Annotated in this window: 16 protein-coding genes; 10 read left to right on the top strand and 6 right to left on the bottom strand. The window is 69.3% G+C overall.

Annotated features, from left to right (window positions below; genetic code table 11):
* Window positions 1-60 precede the first annotated feature (60 nt).
* Window positions 61-1,380 carry a hypothetical protein gene (locus tag KEG38_RS24995; RefSeq protein ID WP_272422403.1) on the bottom strand — a complete coding sequence of 440 codons (1,320 nt, stop codon included), beginning with the start codon at window positions 1,378-1,380 and terminating at the stop codon, window positions 61-63.
* A 152-nt stretch (window positions 1,381-1,532) separates the two neighbouring features.
* Here KEG38_RS24995 and KEG38_RS24990 point away from each other — a divergent pair, with 152 nt between their 5' ends.
* The 9 genes from KEG38_RS24990 (at window position 1,533) to ribD (ending at window position 8,661) form a co-directional block, all read left to right on the top strand.
* Window positions 1,533-2,249, top strand: coding sequence for a YceD family protein (locus tag KEG38_RS24990; RefSeq protein ID WP_272422402.1), 717 nt, complete (start codon window positions 1,533-1,535; stop codon window positions 2,247-2,249).
* 3 nt (window positions 2,250-2,252) lie between these two features.
* Window positions 2,253-2,444, top strand: a complete 192-nt coding sequence (gene rpmF, locus KEG38_RS24985) for a 50S ribosomal protein L32 (protein ID WP_136931837.1) — start codon at window positions 2,253-2,255, stop codon at window positions 2,442-2,444.
* A 196-nt stretch (window positions 2,445-2,640) separates the two neighbouring features.
* On the top strand, window positions 2,641-3,639 hold the full coding sequence (locus KEG38_RS24980; RefSeq protein WP_272422401.1) for a beta-ketoacyl-ACP synthase III: 999 nt from the start codon (window positions 2,641-2,643) through the stop codon (window positions 3,637-3,639).
* Window positions 3,640-3,717: 78 nt separating this feature from the next.
* Window positions 3,718-4,668, top strand: a complete 951-nt coding sequence (fabD, locus tag KEG38_RS24975) for an ACP S-malonyltransferase (RefSeq protein ID WP_272422400.1) — start codon at window positions 3,718-3,720, stop codon at window positions 4,666-4,668.
* Between the two features lie 3 nt (window positions 4,669-4,671).
* Window positions 4,672-5,418, top strand: a complete 747-nt coding sequence (gene fabG, locus KEG38_RS24970; protein WP_272422399.1) for a 3-oxoacyl-[acyl-carrier-protein] reductase — start codon at window positions 4,672-4,674, stop codon at window positions 5,416-5,418.
* An 81-nt stretch (window positions 5,419-5,499) separates the two neighbouring features.
* Window positions 5,500-5,748: an acyl carrier protein gene (gene acpP, locus KEG38_RS24965; RefSeq protein WP_272422398.1), complete on the top strand. Its 249-nt coding sequence runs from the start codon at window positions 5,500-5,502 to the stop codon at window positions 5,746-5,748.
* A gap of 55 nt (window positions 5,749-5,803) precedes the next feature.
* Entirely contained in the window at window positions 5,804-7,048 is a 1,245-nt protein-coding gene (gene fabF, locus KEG38_RS24960; RefSeq protein ID WP_272422397.1) for a beta-ketoacyl-ACP synthase II, read from the top strand.
* Between the two features lie 3 nt (window positions 7,049-7,051).
* Window positions 7,052-7,513 carry a transcriptional regulator NrdR gene (gene nrdR, locus KEG38_RS24955; RefSeq protein ID WP_136931831.1) on the top strand — a complete coding sequence of 154 codons (462 nt, stop codon included), beginning with the start codon at window positions 7,052-7,054 and terminating at the stop codon, window positions 7,511-7,513.
* A 17-nt stretch (window positions 7,514-7,530) separates the two neighbouring features.
* A complete protein-coding gene (ribD, locus tag KEG38_RS24950; RefSeq protein ID WP_272422396.1) occupies window positions 7,531-8,661 on the top strand; it encodes a bifunctional diaminohydroxyphosphoribosylaminopyrimidine deaminase/5-amino-6-(5-phosphoribosylamino)uracil reductase RibD in 1,131 nt (376 codons plus the stop codon).
* Window positions 8,662-9,031: 370 nt separating this feature from the next.
* Here the strand turns inward: ribD and def are convergent, their stop codons facing one another.
* From def to KEG38_RS24935, 3 genes are all read right to left on the bottom strand, one after another.
* The gene (def, locus tag KEG38_RS24945) at window positions 9,032-9,541 is read right to left on the bottom strand and encodes a peptide deformylase (RefSeq protein WP_272422395.1); all 510 of its coding nucleotides are present in this window, start codon (window positions 9,539-9,541) and stop codon (window positions 9,032-9,034) included.
* Between the two features lie 133 nt (window positions 9,542-9,674).
* Window positions 9,675-11,732 carry an ATPase, T2SS/T4P/T4SS family gene (locus KEG38_RS24940; RefSeq protein WP_272422394.1) on the bottom strand — a complete coding sequence of 686 codons (2,058 nt, stop codon included), beginning with the start codon at window positions 11,730-11,732 and terminating at the stop codon, window positions 9,675-9,677.
* Between the two features lie 123 nt (window positions 11,733-11,855).
* On the bottom strand, window positions 11,856-12,149 hold the full coding sequence (locus KEG38_RS24935; protein ID WP_272422393.1) for a hypothetical protein: 294 nt from the start codon (window positions 12,147-12,149) through the stop codon (window positions 11,856-11,858).
* Window positions 12,150-12,457: 308 nt separating this feature from the next.
* On the opposite strand from KEG38_RS24935, the gene KEG38_RS24930 reads away from it, so the two are divergent.
* Window positions 12,458-12,676 (top strand): cold-shock protein, encoded by a 219-nt coding sequence (locus tag KEG38_RS24930; RefSeq protein ID WP_272422392.1) that lies wholly within the window; start codon window positions 12,458-12,460, stop codon window positions 12,674-12,676.
* An 82-nt stretch (window positions 12,677-12,758) separates the two neighbouring features.
* On the opposite strand, the gene KEG38_RS24925 is transcribed toward KEG38_RS24930, so the two are convergent.
* Window positions 12,759-13,661 carry a metallophosphoesterase family protein gene (locus KEG38_RS24925; RefSeq protein ID WP_272422391.1) on the bottom strand — a complete coding sequence of 301 codons (903 nt, stop codon included), beginning with the start codon at window positions 13,659-13,661 and terminating at the stop codon, window positions 12,759-12,761.
* A gap of 32 nt (window positions 13,662-13,693) precedes the next feature.
* Window positions 13,694-14,602, bottom strand: a complete 909-nt coding sequence (locus KEG38_RS24920) for a formylglycine-generating enzyme family protein (RefSeq protein ID WP_272422390.1) — start codon at window positions 14,600-14,602, stop codon at window positions 13,694-13,696.
* Window positions 14,603-14,637: the final 35 nt, after the last annotated feature.

Below are 14,637 nucleotides of genomic sequence, written 5' to 3'. Positions count from 1 at the left end.
GCGGGGACGAGCTACCACAAGGCCGACGCGGTGTCCCCGGGCCGCGCGGGGTGCGTCACGTCAATCGGGCTGGTGGAGAATTTTCTGGGTCGGATCCACGAAGTAGAACCGACCGTAACCGGCGCGCTGGAAGGTGACCGCGCCGAACGCGTTGACGAGGACGGAGACCACGGCGAAGGCCCAGAAGAAGCCGCCGAGCCGCCTCCTGCCGAGCGCGAGGAGCGCGAACAGGAACACGGCGAAGTCGTTGGAGAAGCGGTAGCCGAACTGGATCCAGCCGCTGTTCTGGTAGAGCAAGCTCGGCAGCGCGACGCACGCGGCCGTGAGCGCGACGGCCCAGAACGAAGGCGGCGTGCGCCGAGGCCAGAGGACCCACGCGTAGATGGGCGTCGTGATCCACAGCGCGAGGCCGTGCGCGTTGATCTGGAACGGAGCTCCACTGACACCCGTGTAGGGCAGGGACGTCAGGATCACGCCGAGGTTCCGGCCGAGGTAGTGGTACGAGAAGAGTCCCCACCGCTCGATGCGTGTACGCCACGTGATCGCCAGCAGCCGGTGGCCGAACTCGAACGGATCGCCGAACCGCGCGGCGTTGTACCAGAGCAAGACGCCGAGCACCGCGGCAGCAGGTACGGCAAAGAGCGCGAGCTTCTTCGCGAGCGCGCGCGCGTCCACGTCCGCGAGGCGCACGCGATCGCTCGCGCCTGCTCGCGCGCTTGCCCTCACGGCCTCGTACACGAAGAGCGGGAACGCAAAGCCGAGCGGCGTACGTGTGGCGAACCCGAGGCCGATCGCGAATCCCGCGAGGATCGGGTGCGCGGCGCCGACGGACGCGAAGAGGTAGAGCGCCGCGAGCGCCGCGCCGACGACGTGCGCGGCGAACCAGACCGTGCCTTGCACGGCGGAGAACCAGTACACGGTGCCGAATGCGAAGAGCAGCGAGAGGAGCACGTTCTCCCGCTCGGATCGGCCCGTCCTGCCCGCGCGCGCGAGCGCGTCGAGGCCGAGGTACAGGAGCGCCGGCGCGAGCCCCGTGTAGAGCGCGAAGACCTGACCGTCCCGGACGCGTTCGACGTTGCCCGCGAGCTTGACCGCAGGCAGCAAGAGGACCGCGGGGAACGGCGGAAAGCTCACGTAGTGCTTGCCTCCCCACGCGACGAAATCGTTGTTCCCCGTGTACGCGGGGGGCGGGCCGCCGAGGTCCAGGCGACCGTGCAGCCACGCGTCGGCGAGCAAGGCGAAGTGGTTGAACGGCGTGTGCGTCGTGAGCCGCTCGCGCCCCGTTGTGGCGAGACAGACGACCGTGACCAACGTGTAGATCGCCGCGGCAAAGAGCCACCTTCGCGATCGATCGTCGGGCCGTTCGAGCGGGCGGTCCATGCGTGCTGGGCGCACCCTACCATGGCCTTCGCTGCTCGAAGCGCGTCGGGCGGCTTGCGAGCACCCCGACCGTGCGCTAGTTGCTCCCGCCTCGCGCGGCCGCGGCGAACGCACCGCTACCGCGATCTCGCTTTTGCCCCCAGGAGTCGACCATGCCGCTCTTCGCCATTCCTGCCGGAGACATCGACGCCGCTGGTCGCTCGATCGCGGCGGACCTGCCCGTGGCTTGGCTCGACGAACAGCTCAGCGACTGCGACATGCGTGGCGCCGAGCCGGGGCACGTTTCGGGTCGGATCTCTCGTTCGGGCTCCGACATCGTCGTGCGCGGGCGCGTCCACACCGTCTTGCAGGCGCCGTGCGCTCGTTGCCTCGAACCCACGAAGCTCGATGTCGAGGCCGAGATGTCGCTCCTCCTCAAGCCCGCGCCGCCTGCCGTGCTCGCGCAGAAGGCGGACGAGAAGCGCGCGGCGGCGCAGGCGAAGAAGGCCGCGGGGGGAAGCACGAAAACCGAAACGGGCAAGAAGGCGCCGAAGGAAAAGGAGCTGCCGGAGTACGAGTTTTCCTCGGAGGAGGCGGAGGTCGACATCTACGACGGCGAGACGGTCGTGCTCGACGGGTTCATCCGCGAGGCGATTCTGCTCGAGATGCCCATCTTCCCCTTGTGCTCCGAGGCGTGTCCGGGTATCCGTCCCGCCTCCCCCGAGGCCGACGAGGGTGGCGCCGAGCCGCCCATCGACCCCAGGCTCGCGCCCCTCGGCGCTTTGCGCGCCGCGCTCGCCAAGAGCGGCTCGCGCGGGCCGAACGATGATCAAGGGGCCGCGACCGGCAGCGCCGACGCGTCCCAGCAGAAGAAGACGAAGAAGGAGTAGCCCGTGGCCGTCCCGAAGAGGAAAACCACCCCGAGCAAGCGCGACATGCGGCGCGCGAACCACGACAAGGTCACCCCGGTGCAGGTGGTTGCCTGCCCGAACTGCGGGGAGGCGGCGCTGCCGCACCGCGCCTGCGGCGCCTGTGGTTTCTACAAGGGCCGCAAGGCGAAGGCCGTCAAGGCCACGACCACCTGAATCCACCGCAATCCCCGGCTTGCCCGTCTCGCAGGGCCTCCCGCTTCATGACGAAGGGCGAGGCTGCGAGATGGGCTCGCGCCGGGCAGCGCGCGCGTGCATGGATCTCGGCGCTTCGCGATGAATCCCGCGGAGGCACAGGCCGAGGTCCATCGCTCGAGCACGCGCCGCGCCGGCGCCCTGCTACCTTGTCACCATGAACGCGCTCCCTACACCGAAGAGTCGCATCCTCGGGACTGGCCACTACGTCCCTGAGAAGGTCCTCGCCAATGTCGACCTCGAAAAGATGGTCGATACGTCCGACGCTTGGATCGCGGAGCGCACCGGCATCCGGCGCCGGCACATCGCGGCCGAGCACGAGAACACGAGCGACATGGCGGCGGCCGCCGCGCGTCGCGCCCTCGAGTCGGCGGGCCTCAACGCCGCCGACATCGACATGATCATCGTCGGGACGATCAGCGGCGACAGCCCCATGCCCGCATGCGCCGTGCACGTGCAGCAGAAGCTCGGCGCCGACAACATCCCGGCGTTCGACGTGTCGGCCGCGTGCGCCGGGTTCATCTACGGCCTCACCATCGCCGATCAGTTCATCGCCACCGGCGCGGCGCGCTGCGTCCTCGTGGTCGGCGTCGAGCTCCTTTCGAGGCTCCTCGACTGGCAGGATCGGACGACGTGCGTGCTCTTCGGAGACGGCGCGGGCGCAGTCGTGCTCGGGCCCTCGGAGGGAGACGGCCGGGGCCTGCTCGCGACGCGCATCTTCACGGATGGCTCGCTCGCGCATGCGCTCACGATCCCAGGCGGCGGCACGGCCGAACCGCTCACGGACGAGGGACTCGCCAAGAAGCGCAACAAGGTCCACATGATGGGGCAGGAGATCTTCCGGACCGCCATCAAGAACCTGACGAGCGCGTCCACCGCGGTCCTCAAGGCCTCCGGGCTCACGAGCGCCGAGCTCGACTGGGTCGTCGCCCATCAGGCGAACCTGCGCATCATCACGCAGGTCGCCGATCGGCTGAACTTTCCGATGGAGAAGTTCGTCATCAACATCCAGGAGTACGGCAACACGTCGAGCGCCTCGATCCCCATCGCGCTCGACGAGGCCGTGCGCGACGGGCGCATCAAGCCCGGGCAAAACGTCCTGATGTGCGCCCTCGGCGCCGGGATCTCCTGGGGCGCTGCGCTCGTCCGGATGTGACGCGCGCTCTGCGCGTCTCCTGCCGATCCTTTGACTACAAAACTTTCTGTCGCGACGTAGCACGAGGAGTCCGCGTCGATGCAACGAAGCACGAAGGTCGCCTGGTTGTTTCCTGGTCAAGGCTCGCAGCTCGTCGGCATGGGCAAGGAGCTCGCCGCGACGTCCGAGGCCGCGCGCCGCACGTTCGAGCGTGCGGACGCGGCGCTCGGCGAGCCGCTCTCCCGGCTCTGCTTCGACGGCCCGATGGAGGAGCTCACGCTCACCGCGAACACGCAGCCCGCGCTGGTGGCGGCGAGCGCGGCCATCGTGGCGGCGCTGCGTGAGCGTCACCCGGAGCTCGCGCCGCCCATGTTCGCCGCGGGGCACTCGCTCGGCGAGTACAGCGCCCTCTGTGCGGCGGGCGCGATCGAGCTCGAGGACGCCGTCCGCCTCTGCCGGCTGCGCGGCTCTGCGATGCAGGCCGCCGTGCCTCCGGGCGAGGGCGCGATGACGGCGATCATGGGGCTCGACGCCGAGACGATCACGGCGATCTGCGAGGAAGCGGCCGCGGGAGAGATCGTTTCGCCGGCGAACTACAACGCGCCCGGACAGGTGGTGATTGCAGGACAAAAGGACGCGGTGGCACGCGCGAACGATCTCGTGGTGGCGCGCGGCGGCAAGGCCGTACCGCTCAAGGTGAGCGCGCCTTTCCACTGCGCGCTCATGCGGAGTGCGCGCGACGCGCTCGCGCCTGCGCTCGGACAGGTCGTGATCCATCCGCTCGCCTTCCCGGTGATCGCCAACGTCGACGCGTCGCCGAACACCGATCCTGGCCGCGTCGCCGACCTGTTGCTGCGGCAGATCGACGGCGCGGTCCTTTGGTCTGCTTCGGTCGAGCGCATGGCGGCCGAGGGCGTGACGCACGCGCTCGAGCTCGGGCCTGGCAAGGTGCTCGCTGGGCTCGGGAAGCGAATCGCGAAATCCATCAAGGTGCTGAGCGTCTCGGATCCCGCGGGGATCGACGCGGTGGCAGCGTTTCTGGAGGCATGAGAGATGTTCGGTCTGAGCGGCAAGGTCGCGCTCGTGACGGGCGCTTCACGTGGGATCGGTCGGGCGACGGCAGAGGCGCTCGCGGCGCAAGGCGCGCACGTCGTCGTGAACTACGTGCGCGGCGAGGAAGAAGCGCGGCGCGTCGTGCAAGCGATCGAGGAGCGCGGTGGCAAGGCAGAGGCGCTCGGCTTCGACGTGGCGGACATGCAGGCCACCGACGAGGCGATCGCAGCTCTGTCGAAGCGGCTCGGCCGCCTCGACATCCTCGTGGCAAACGCGGGCGTCGCCGTCGACAACCTCGTCCTGCGCGTGAAGGAAGAGGAGATCGATCGCGTCTTCGCGGTGAACGTGAAGGGCGCGATCGGGTGCGCGCGCGCGGCGATCAAGCCCATGATGCGCGCCCGCACGGGACGCATCGTGTTCCTGTCGAGCATCGTCGGAGAGATGGGCAATGCAGGGCAGGCGGTCTACGCCGCATCGAAGGCCGCGCTCCTCGGTCTCTCGAAGACGCTCGCGCGTGAGTACGCTTCGCGGAACATCACGGTGAACGTGGTCGCACCCGGCTTCATCGACACCGACATGACCTCGTCGCTCGGTGCCGAGGTGAAGGAAGGCATGCTGAAGGCCATTCCTCTCGGTCGCACCGGAAAGCCGGAAGAGGTCGCTGCCGCGGTGATCTTCCTCTGCTCGGATGCTGCGTCTTACATCACGGGCGAGACCATCCGCGTAAACGGCGGCATGTACATGTAAAAAGCGTTTCGCACGCCACGAAGGTCGTGCAAAAGCTCGAACGATGGGTTAGGAGGGGACCGCTTTTTCCCGGAGGACGCCATGGCGGAAGGTCGCGACATCTCGGCCGAGGTCAAACGGATCATCAAGGAACAGCTCGACGTCGAAGAGAAGGACATCAAGCCCGAATCGACGTTCATCGACGACCTGGGCGCGGATTCGCTCGGCCTCGTGGAGCTCGTGCTCGCCTTCGAAGAGGCGTTCGAAATCGACATCCCGGACGAGGACACGGAGAAGATCCGGAGCGTGCAGGATGCGATCGACTACATCAATTCGCACACCAAGAAGTAGTCCCCGAGAGCCCTAGCGAGGGCCTCATCCCCGATCCATCCTGGGCGAAGCGAGTATGGAACGCGTCGTCATCACCGGCATCGGTCTCGTTACCCCGAACGGCATCGGCACCACGGAGACGTGGCGCTCCGTGCTCGCGGCCGAGTCCGGGATCGGACCCATCACCCTCTTCGATGCATCGCAGTATTCGACGCGCATCGCAGGCGAGGTGAAGGGGTTCGTCGCGGAAAACTTCATCCCCAAGAAGAAGCTCCGCGAGATGGGCCGCTTCGCCCACCTCTCGATCGCCGCATCGCAGCTCTGCATGAACGATGCGGGGATCGAGCTGACCGACGAGGACCGCGAGACGTGCGGCACGTACATCGGTGTCGGCCTCGGCGGGCTGGAGAATTTGTACCAGTACGCGCAGGTGCTCCTCGAAAAGGGGCCCTCGAAGGTCAGCCCGTACTTCATCCCGCAGGTCATCGCGAACCTCGCCGCCGGGCAGGTCGCGATGGCCTTCGACCTCAAAGGGCCGAGTTACTGCAACACGAGCGCGTGCGCCTCGAGCGCCCATTCGATCGGCGAAGCCTTCGAGTGGATCCGCCGCGGCCGCACGCACCTCATGCTCGCGGGCGGCACGGAGGCGACGATCACGGGCCTCGCCGCCGCAGGCTTCGGCGCGATGTTCGCGCTCTCCCGGCGCAACGACGAGCCCACGCGGGCAAGTCGGCCCTGGGACAAGGGCCGCGACGGCTTCGTCATGGGCGAGGGCGCGGCGACGCTGCTGCTCGAGTCGCTCTCGCACGCGAAGCGCCGCGGCGCAAAGATCTACGGCGAGGTGACCGGCTACGGCGCCACGTGCGACGCGTACCACCTGACGAAGCCCGCGCCGGAAGGCGAGGGCGCGCAGCGCGCAATGAAGCAAGCGCTCGTGGACGCGAAGCTCGCGCCGACGGACATCGAGTACATCAACGCGCACGGCACCTCGACGCCGCACGGCGACCTCGAGGAAGCCCGCGCGATCGTAAAAGTGTTCGGGGAGCACGCGACCGGGCACGCGCTCTGGGTGAGCTCCACGAAGTCCGTGACCGGGCACTTGCTCGGCGGCGCGGGCGCAGTCGAGGCGGCTCTTTCGGTGCTCGCGCTTCACGAGAGCAAGGTCCCTCCCACGGCAAACCTCGAGGAGCAGGATCCCGAGTGCGTGCTCGACTGCGTCCCGCTCGTCGCGCGGGAACGCCGTCTCCGGAACGTCATGTCGAACTCGTTCGGGTTCGGGGGCACCAACGTTGCGCTCGTGTTCTCCCGCTTCGAGGGCTAGGCGATGAGGTGCCCGTTCTGCGGGCACCTCGAGGACAAGGTCGTCGAGTCCCGCGCACCCGGGTCGGGTGACGTCGTGCGCAGGCGCCGCGAGTGCGCCGCGTGCGGTCGTCGGTTCACGACGTACGAGCGCGTCGAGGACGTCCTGCCGACCGTCGTGAAAAAAGACGGCCGGCGCGAACCCTTCGATCGAGCCAAGCTGATGCGAGGTCTCCGGACCGCCTGCAACAAGCGGCCGGTCTCAGTGGACCGGCTGGAAGTCGTGGTGGACGCGATCGAGCGCGAGGTGCAGGAATCCGAACGGCGCGAAGTGACGAGCGCCGAGCTCGGGGAGCGGGTGATGAACCACCTCCGCGACCTCGACGAGGTCGCCTACGTCCGGTTCGCCAGCGTCTATCGCTCCTTCCGTGACGTGGACGAGTTCCTCCGCGAGCTTGGTAAGCTTGTGAAGGCGAAGGGCCCCTAGTAGATCCGGGCTGACCCATGACGACTGCCCCCGAATCCGATTTCGATCTCGCCACGATGCGCCTCGCGCTCGAGGAGGCGAGGAAGTCCCAGCCATCGCCGAATCCGCCGGTCGGGGCCATTGTCGTCAGCGAAGCGGGCGAGGTCGTCGCGACGTCCTACCACATCCGCGCCGGCGAGGAACACGCCGAGACCGCCGCCCTGCGTCGCGCCGGCGAGGCCGCGCGCGGCGGCACGCTCTACGTCACGCTCGAGCCCTGCAATCACCACGGCCGGACGCCGCCCTGCGTCGACAACATCCTGCGGGCAGGCATTCGGCGCGTCGTCATCGGTTGCCTCGATCCGAACCCGAACGTCGAGGGCGGGGGCGCGGCGCGGCTCACCGAGTCGGGCGTCACGGTCGACGTCGGCGTCGCGGGCGCCGAGGCGCGCGCACTCATCGCGCCGTGGGCGAAGTTCATCACGACGGGCATGCCGTACGTGTCGCTGAAGCTCGCGCTCTCGCTCGACGGGCGCATCGCGACCCGCAGCGGCGCCTCGAAGTGGGTCACGGGCCCCGAGGCGCGGGCGAAAGTCCAGGAGCTTCGCGCGCAGCACGACGTCGTCGGCGTCGGCATCGGGACGGCGCTGGCGGACGATCCGCGCCTCACGGTGCGTACGCCCGGGCTCGCCGAGCAGGGGCGTTGCCCGACGCGCGCGGTCTTCGACACGCACCTGCGCTTGCCGCTGCACAGTCGGCTCGTGCAAACCGCGCGCGAGGTGCCGACGTGGGTGCTCACAGGCGAGGACGCGCCGGGGGCAAACGAGCAGGCGCTCGCCGACGCAGGATGCGTGGTGCTGCGTGTGCCAAACTCGGCAGAAGGCCGGGTGGAGGTGTCGGCAGCGCTGCGGATCCTCGCAGCGCAGGGCGTGGTGTCGATCCTCGTCGAGGGCGGCGCGGAGCTCGCGGGCAGTCTGCTCGCGGCGCGTCTCGCGGACGAGCTCCACGCGTTCATCGCGCCAATCCTGCTCGGGCCGCGTGGTCGTCCCGGAGCAGTCGACTGGGCAGGCCCGGACACGCCGAGCGAGGCGCCGCGGATCGTCGATCCGCGATGGGCGCTCTGCGGCCGCGACGCGTACGTCAGCGGGCCGCTGTCATTCCCGCGTTGAGCTGGGCATTGGTCTCATCTGGGAGGCGCTGAGCTGGGGCGTTGCCCCAGGCCCCACCAGGGGTTGTCCACCCCTGGACCCGGACCAGCGCAAGCGCTGGACCCGGGGTCGATGAACTGCGCATCGCGCAGTTCATCGAACAGGCCAGGTCAAGACCAACGACGACCGACCGCAACGCTGACGATTCAACAGGCGACGGGCCCGTTGCCAGCGGGCAACGCACCTTCCTGGTCTTGCCACGGGCCTGTGGGAAGAACTGCGCATCGCGCAGTTCTTCCCCAAAAGGTCCAGGGCTTGCCCTGGTTCGGGTCGAGGGGCGAACAGCCCCCGCGGGGCCCGGGGCAGCGCCCCGGCGCGACGCTTTCGACCATCAACCCGTCGCGTCTGCGCGCTTCTGCATCTTGCGCTGGATGATGCGCTTCTTCAGCATGCCCACGCGGTCGATCATCAGCACGCCGTCGAGGTGATCGTTCTCGTGCTGGATCGCCACTGCGAGCAGACCGTCGGCCGCGAGCTCGAACGTCTTGCCGTCGCGGCCCTGGGCGCGCACGCGGACCTCGGTCGCGCGCTTGATGTCCTCGCTCACGCCGGGGAACGACAAACAGCCCTCGGGACCGACCTCTTCGCCGACCTTTGACAGGATTTCCGGGTTGACGAAGACCATGAGGTTGCTTGGTTCGTCCTCGGCGGCGATGTCGATGATGAAGATCCGGTGCGGCTCGCCGATCTGCGTGGCCGCGAGTCCCACGCCTGGCGCTGCGTACATGGTCTCGGCCATGTCGTCGATGAGCCGCTCGAGCTCGGGCGTGATGCGCTCGACCGGCTGGGCCTTCTGGCGAAGGCGAGGGTCGGGATAATGCAGGATGGTGCGGATGGCCATGTTCGCTTCTTGTTGCCCTTGGAACCGCCGCTGCCGCTACGTCACCGGCGGCAGGGTGCATACAGGGTAGCCTAGTCGAACGTCGTCGTCCTGCCGAGACTCGTCAAGACGCGCTCGGCCCGCCGACGACGCTTTACTTCGCGCGTCGGAAGATCGCTGGATCGACCGGCGTCCCCCGTGCTGCCAGGTCCTCCGCGATGGCTGGGACCACGCCCGTCGGGTGGAGACTGCCTTCGATCGTCCCGCCCGCGGCGGTCCGTTCGATGATGAATGTGAAGAGGTCCCGCGCCACGAGCGCGCCGCCTTCCACCCGCAGATCTGCGACCCGCATGAGCCGCGCGCGGCCGTCGCGAAGCCGGGCCACTTCGAGCACGAGGTCGAATGCGCTCGCAAGCGCCTCCCGCGCTGCCTCCACGGTCGTGCCTGGGCGCGCCGTCACGAGGTCGGCCGTGAGCCGGGCGAGCGCATGGCGCAAGGTCGGCGCGCGCGTTGCCGCGAGCACGCTGCCCGCGCCCTCGCCGAGGGCCCCTACGAGCTCGGAGGCTGCAGGTCCGGCGAGTGCGCCGATCACGATGCGGTCGGGACGCATCCGTGCGGCGACACGTGTCGCGTTTGCCGCCGCGTCCGCGCTCGGGCCGAGCGGGATCGACAGCGCGTTCGTGTGGAGGACGGGGATCTCGTCGTCGTCTTGCAGCGACACGACGCGCTCCTCTGCGGCGAAGCCTTGCGCGAGCGCTGCGACGAGGGATCCGTGCCCCGAGCCCATCGGCCCGGCCACGAGCACGTTTGCGCGACCGGCCATGCATTGCGAGAGCAGCGTCGCCACGGCCCGCGAGACGAGCCCTGCGCGCACGAGATCTTCCAGCGTGCTCGCCTCGATCCGCTGCGGCTTGCGCAGCACGACGAGCAGCCCTTTCGCGCCCGGCGCGGGCACGACCCCGAGGATACGAAATCCCTCCGGCGTGACGACGTCCACCGCGCCCGGCGCCTCGAACGGCGTGCCTGCGCGCACGAGAAGCCGCCTGAGCGCCCGCGCTGCGGCCTCTTCGCTCGTGAACGGCATCTCGCCGGTTGGTGTCTTGCGGCTCTTGCGGAATGCGACGAGCCGCGTGTTCCCTTGCACGTGGATCTCAAGCACGTCGTCGTCTGCGAGCAGCGGCCCGATCGCGCCGAGCTCCAGGATCTCGCGCCGCGCTTCCACTGCGAGCTCCGCGATGCCCACGCCGTCCGGCACGAGGCCCGCGGTCTTCATCCCGGCCACGCGTTCCTCGATCGTCGTCGCGATCTTCGTGGCGAACGTCGACGAGATCGGCGCGCCCGTGGCGAGCGGGGCGAGGTCCACGCCCTCGGCCACGCGCTCCACGAGGGTCACGAGTGCGGCGCGGTGCGGGGCCGACGGGCCCGGCGTCGGCTCCGAGTTCGTACGATTCACCGGGGACGGAGGCACCGCCGTCGGGCCGGGCGGCATCGCGTGCCGCGATGGGAACGCCTGCCCGAAGGCAGGCGGGAAGGGGCTTTGCGGTGGCGCGGGGATGCTCGACGCCGTGGGCCGCGGGCCGGCGCTCAGCGTGGGCGGACCGGCTGCGGTGTGCGGCGGCAGCGGCGAGAGTGCGGTGGGCGAGAGCATCGAGCCGCTTGGCTTCGTGCTTGCGGTTGGACGTGGCACGCGCGGCGGGGCGGGCACGGGGACCGGCGCCTCGTCGGGATCGTTCTCCAGCGGGAAGTGGCTGACCACGTCCGCGGCTTGCTCGCCGGTGAGAATGCCCGGGTCGCGGGGTTTGGCGGGGATGGCCGAGGGCGGGCCTCCGGGCGACGAGAGCGGACCTTCGATCGAGCCCATGTCGGGCATCGCGTTGAACTCGCCGCTCGGCATACGCCCGCCGGCGAGCGAAGTGCCGGGGCCGGCTTCGATGCGCAGGACGAAGTCGCCGATGTAGATCTTGTCGCCTTCGCGGACGAGCGTCGGCTGCCCGATCTTGCGGCCGTTGACGTACGTGCCGTTCGTGCTCTTCAGGTCGGTGACGATGAAGCGGCCGTCACGCAGGACCAGGCGCGCGTGCCGCTTCGACACGTTGCCTTTCGGCAGCATGAGGTCGTTGCCTTGCACGCGGCCGACGTTGATCTCCGCGCGATCGAAGGATTCGCGCCGCTCGGCGCCGCCCTTCTCGCTGATGATGACCGAGAAAATCATTCCGCTCGGGCGGCCTTGCGGGATCGGCCCCGGGCCACGCCCGGCAATACGAGCAAGCCCCGAGGAGCATGTCAACGAAGAGGGGACGATCGCGCGCGGGTGGGGACGGAGACGGATGACGGATCAGCGCGGCTTGCGGGCGGAGGCGGAGGAAGGCGGGATCGAGGTGGGGTCGCCGTTTTCGCGGCGGTCTTTCATGTCACCGGCGACGAGGGCGAGGAGCTCGCCGGCGACCGACATCACGTCTTCTTCGGCGAGACCTCCCTGGCGCATTTCGCGGTAGATGGTCTTTGCGAGGATGCGGAGCGCCCGCGGATCGCGGGAGGCGTGTTCATAAGGGCGGGGCCGCTGCGTCGCGTCACCGCTCCCCTCGGAAGGGGCGCCCGTGATCTCGGCTTTGGGGGTGGGGAACTCCATGCCGGCCGCCCCTTGCGATGGTCGTGCCGAAGCCGGGGCGTCTGAATTTCGGTCATTTCCCGGTCATATTTTACCCGGGAAGCGAACGCCTTTACGCACGTGCGTCACGCGCGGTGCGTTTTCGATTTCGCAGGGTGCGTCAACGGCGGGTGTGTGCTCGCGTGCCTTCCATGGGTGGCACTCCGCTTGACGGTCGGACGAGCGGACGTCTACCTTGGCGCCGCTCGACCGGGGGCGCGTGCGCTGGATACGCGCGGAATCGTGGGGATCGACAGCGATCGGCGAGCACCGTGTGAAGTGGAGGAGTTATGGCAGTAGGTAAAGTCAAGTGGTTCAATGACGAGAAGGGCTGGGGGTTCATCAAGCAGGACACGGGCCCCGACGTCTTCGTCCACTACTCTCAGATCCAGCAGCCGGACGCGGGTCGGAAGCGTCTCTTCGAGGACGAGACCGTCGAGTTCGAGATCAAGGAGGGCCCCAAGGGCCTGCAGGCCATCAACGTGATGCGCCTCGCCGCCGCGAGCTGAGCTGAGCTGAGCTAGTCGTCACCCGGCGCCTCGGACCTCGCACCGTCCGACGGCGCCGGGTTCGTTTCCGGCTCCCCCCTGCTCATCCCTTCGGAATCGGCACTTCGGAAAACGTCTTCGTCGCGGGATCGAGCCTGCACGAGCTGATCGACTGGATCGCCCCGGAGGCGTCGTCGATCTCGTACAGGTTGAAGCCCGCCATGCGCTCGTCGCTGTCGTGCAGGAGCGATGCGCTCGTCGCGCCGACCGCGTCGATGTGGCCCCGCGCCGTCGGCAGCGTGCGGTGGATGCGCCGGTGCAGGTGTCCGTGCAGCAAGAGGCCCCGCTCGACCCCGCGCAGGAGATCGCCCTGCTCCCGTGCGTCGTAGAGCCCCTCGAGCAGCCTCTTCGCGAGCCGCGGCGGGTTGTGCCACGGGTGGTGCTGGAGCAGGATGGGCGTGCGCGAGCGCACTTCCGGGTGGGAGAGCACCCGCGAGAGCGCATCGAGCTGCTTCGGGCGGAGGGCGCCGGCCGCGACGAGCGGCGGCCTCGGCACGGCCGTCGACAGGCCGATGAGCGCGACCGGGCCGCGCAGGCGCACGAAGGGGAAGGGGCCCGGGATCTCGGGGAGATCGGTCTTGAGGTAGGGCTCGAAGTAGTGGAGGAAGCGCTTCGAGCGGAAGGCGCCGCGGGTGTAGGTGTCGTGGTTGCCCGGGACCATGCTGATCTGGTCGGGCGAGAGGCCGAGGTCCTGTTCGACGAGCTTCTTCACGAGCTCGAACTCGACCTCGAGGGCGAGGTTCGTGACGTCGCCCGTGATGACCACGTGATCGACGCCGAGCTTCCGGATCTCCGCGGCGGCCGCCTCGACGGCGAAGGGCTTGTGGACCGACTTGCGGTGGAAGCGCAGGTTCACGTAGCCCGTGAGGCGCTTGTTGAAGAGGCGCATCGGCACCGCGCCTTCGAGCGAGAGCAGGTGCAGATCCGAGAGGTGGGCGATCTTCACGCGCCCACTATGATCCCGCCGGGCGCGCTTCGCTACGGATCCCGGGCGCACCGGAACCCGCGCCAGGGCCGGCGCATGGAAGGAAGATCGTGCTGGCGCGACGCCGCCCGCAAAAACGGCCGGCCATGCACGTAGCCGCCGCCCCGCAGGACCCGCTCCTCCCCCGAGGACGGGCCGCGCGGGTTCATCACGCTGCCCTCCTGGTAGCGAGGGGCGTAGTAGTCCGCCACCCATTCTTCTACGTTTCCCGCCATGTCGGCGAACCCGTCGGGGGTCCGGCCGTCCGGGAACGAGCCGGCGGGGGCGAGCTCGAGGAAGCCGTCGGTCGGGTCGAGCTCGTCCCAGGAGAGCTTGCCGTGGTTCACGATCGAGCCGTTCCAGAGGTTGCCCCAGGGGTACCGCCGGCCCCGCGCGCCCCGCGCCGCGCGCTCCCACTCGGCCTCGGTCGGCAGCCGCCCGCCCGCCCAGGTGCAGAAGGCCACGGCGTCGCCATAACTCACCATCACCACCGGCAGCTCCGGCCGATCGAAGCGCGCCGCCCCCGAGGCATACGGCGGCTCCAGGCAATGCCCCGCGGCCACGCAGCGGCGGTACCGCGCGACCGTGACCTCGGTGCGATCGATCCAGACGTCCGAGAGGTAGACCTCGTGGGGCGGGTATTCGTCGCCGAAGATCTGCTCGGGGCACTCGCGGCCCATGGGCTCCAGGGCGCAGAGCGTCTGCGCGTGGGCGACCTCGGCGGGCGTCGAGCCCATCGTGAACGTGCTTTCGCGGAGGAGGATCGCCTCGGGCGCGGGGCTTTGCAGGGTGACGATGCCGGTCTTCGTGCTCGCTTGCGGCGCGGGGGCCGAGGGAGCCTCGGGGGGAGGCGGAGGACGGGCGGCCCCGCCGGAAGGGGCGAGCACGAGGAGCGCGAGGGCGGCGACCGTCGCGGGGCGCATCGAGGAGAGGCGTAGCACCGGAACGGCCGTTCGTC

This window comes from Polyangium jinanense, from assembly GCF_028435265.1.
GTDB classification, from domain to species: Bacteria; Myxococcota_A; Polyangia; order Polyangiales; family Polyangiaceae; genus Polyangium; species Polyangium jinanense.
This window is presented reverse-complemented; position numbering and strand designations above follow the sequence as displayed.

What these genes read in the sequence shown, in the direction of transcription:
- KEG38_RS24995 (WP_272422403.1), bottom strand. Translation starts at nt 1,380, where the DNA reads ATGGACCGCCCGCTCGAACGGCCCGACGATCGATCGCGAAGGTGGCTC.
- KEG38_RS24990 (WP_272422402.1), top strand. Translation starts at nt 1,533, where the DNA reads ATGCCGCTCTTCGCCATTCCTGCCGGAGACATCGACGCCGCTGGTCGC.
- KEG38_RS24980 (WP_272422401.1), top strand. Translation starts at nt 2,641, where the DNA reads ATGAACGCGCTCCCTACACCGAAGAGTCGCATCCTCGGGACTGGCCAC.
- fabD (WP_272422400.1), top strand. Translation starts at nt 3,718, where the DNA reads ATGCAACGAAGCACGAAGGTCGCCTGGTTGTTTCCTGGTCAAGGCTCG.
- fabG (WP_272422399.1), top strand. Translation starts at nt 4,672, where the DNA reads ATGTTCGGTCTGAGCGGCAAGGTCGCGCTCGTGACGGGCGCTTCACGT.
- acpP (WP_272422398.1), top strand. Translation starts at nt 5,500, where the DNA reads ATGGCGGAAGGTCGCGACATCTCGGCCGAGGTCAAACGGATCATCAAG.
- fabF (WP_272422397.1), top strand. Translation starts at nt 5,804, where the DNA reads ATGGAACGCGTCGTCATCACCGGCATCGGTCTCGTTACCCCGAACGGC.
- nrdR (WP_136931831.1), top strand. Translation starts at nt 7,052, where the DNA reads ATGAGGTGCCCGTTCTGCGGGCACCTCGAGGACAAGGTCGTCGAGTCC.
- ribD (WP_272422396.1), top strand. Translation starts at nt 7,531, where the DNA reads ATGACGACTGCCCCCGAATCCGATTTCGATCTCGCCACGATGCGCCTC.
- def (WP_272422395.1), bottom strand. Translation starts at nt 9,541, where the DNA reads ATGGCCATCCGCACCATCCTGCATTATCCCGACCCTCGCCTTCGCCAG.
- KEG38_RS24940 (WP_272422394.1), bottom strand. Translation starts at nt 11,732, where the DNA reads ATGATTTTCTCGGTCATCATCAGCGAGAAGGGCGGCGCCGAGCGGCGC.
- KEG38_RS24935 (WP_272422393.1), bottom strand. Translation starts at nt 12,149, where the DNA reads ATGGAGTTCCCCACCCCCAAAGCCGAGATCACGGGCGCCCCTTCCGAG.
- KEG38_RS24930 (WP_272422392.1), top strand. Translation starts at nt 12,458, where the DNA reads ATGGCAGTAGGTAAAGTCAAGTGGTTCAATGACGAGAAGGGCTGGGGG.
- KEG38_RS24920 (WP_272422390.1), bottom strand. Translation starts at nt 14,602, where the DNA reads ATGCGCCCCGCGACGGTCGCCGCCCTCGCGCTCCTCGTGCTCGCCCCT.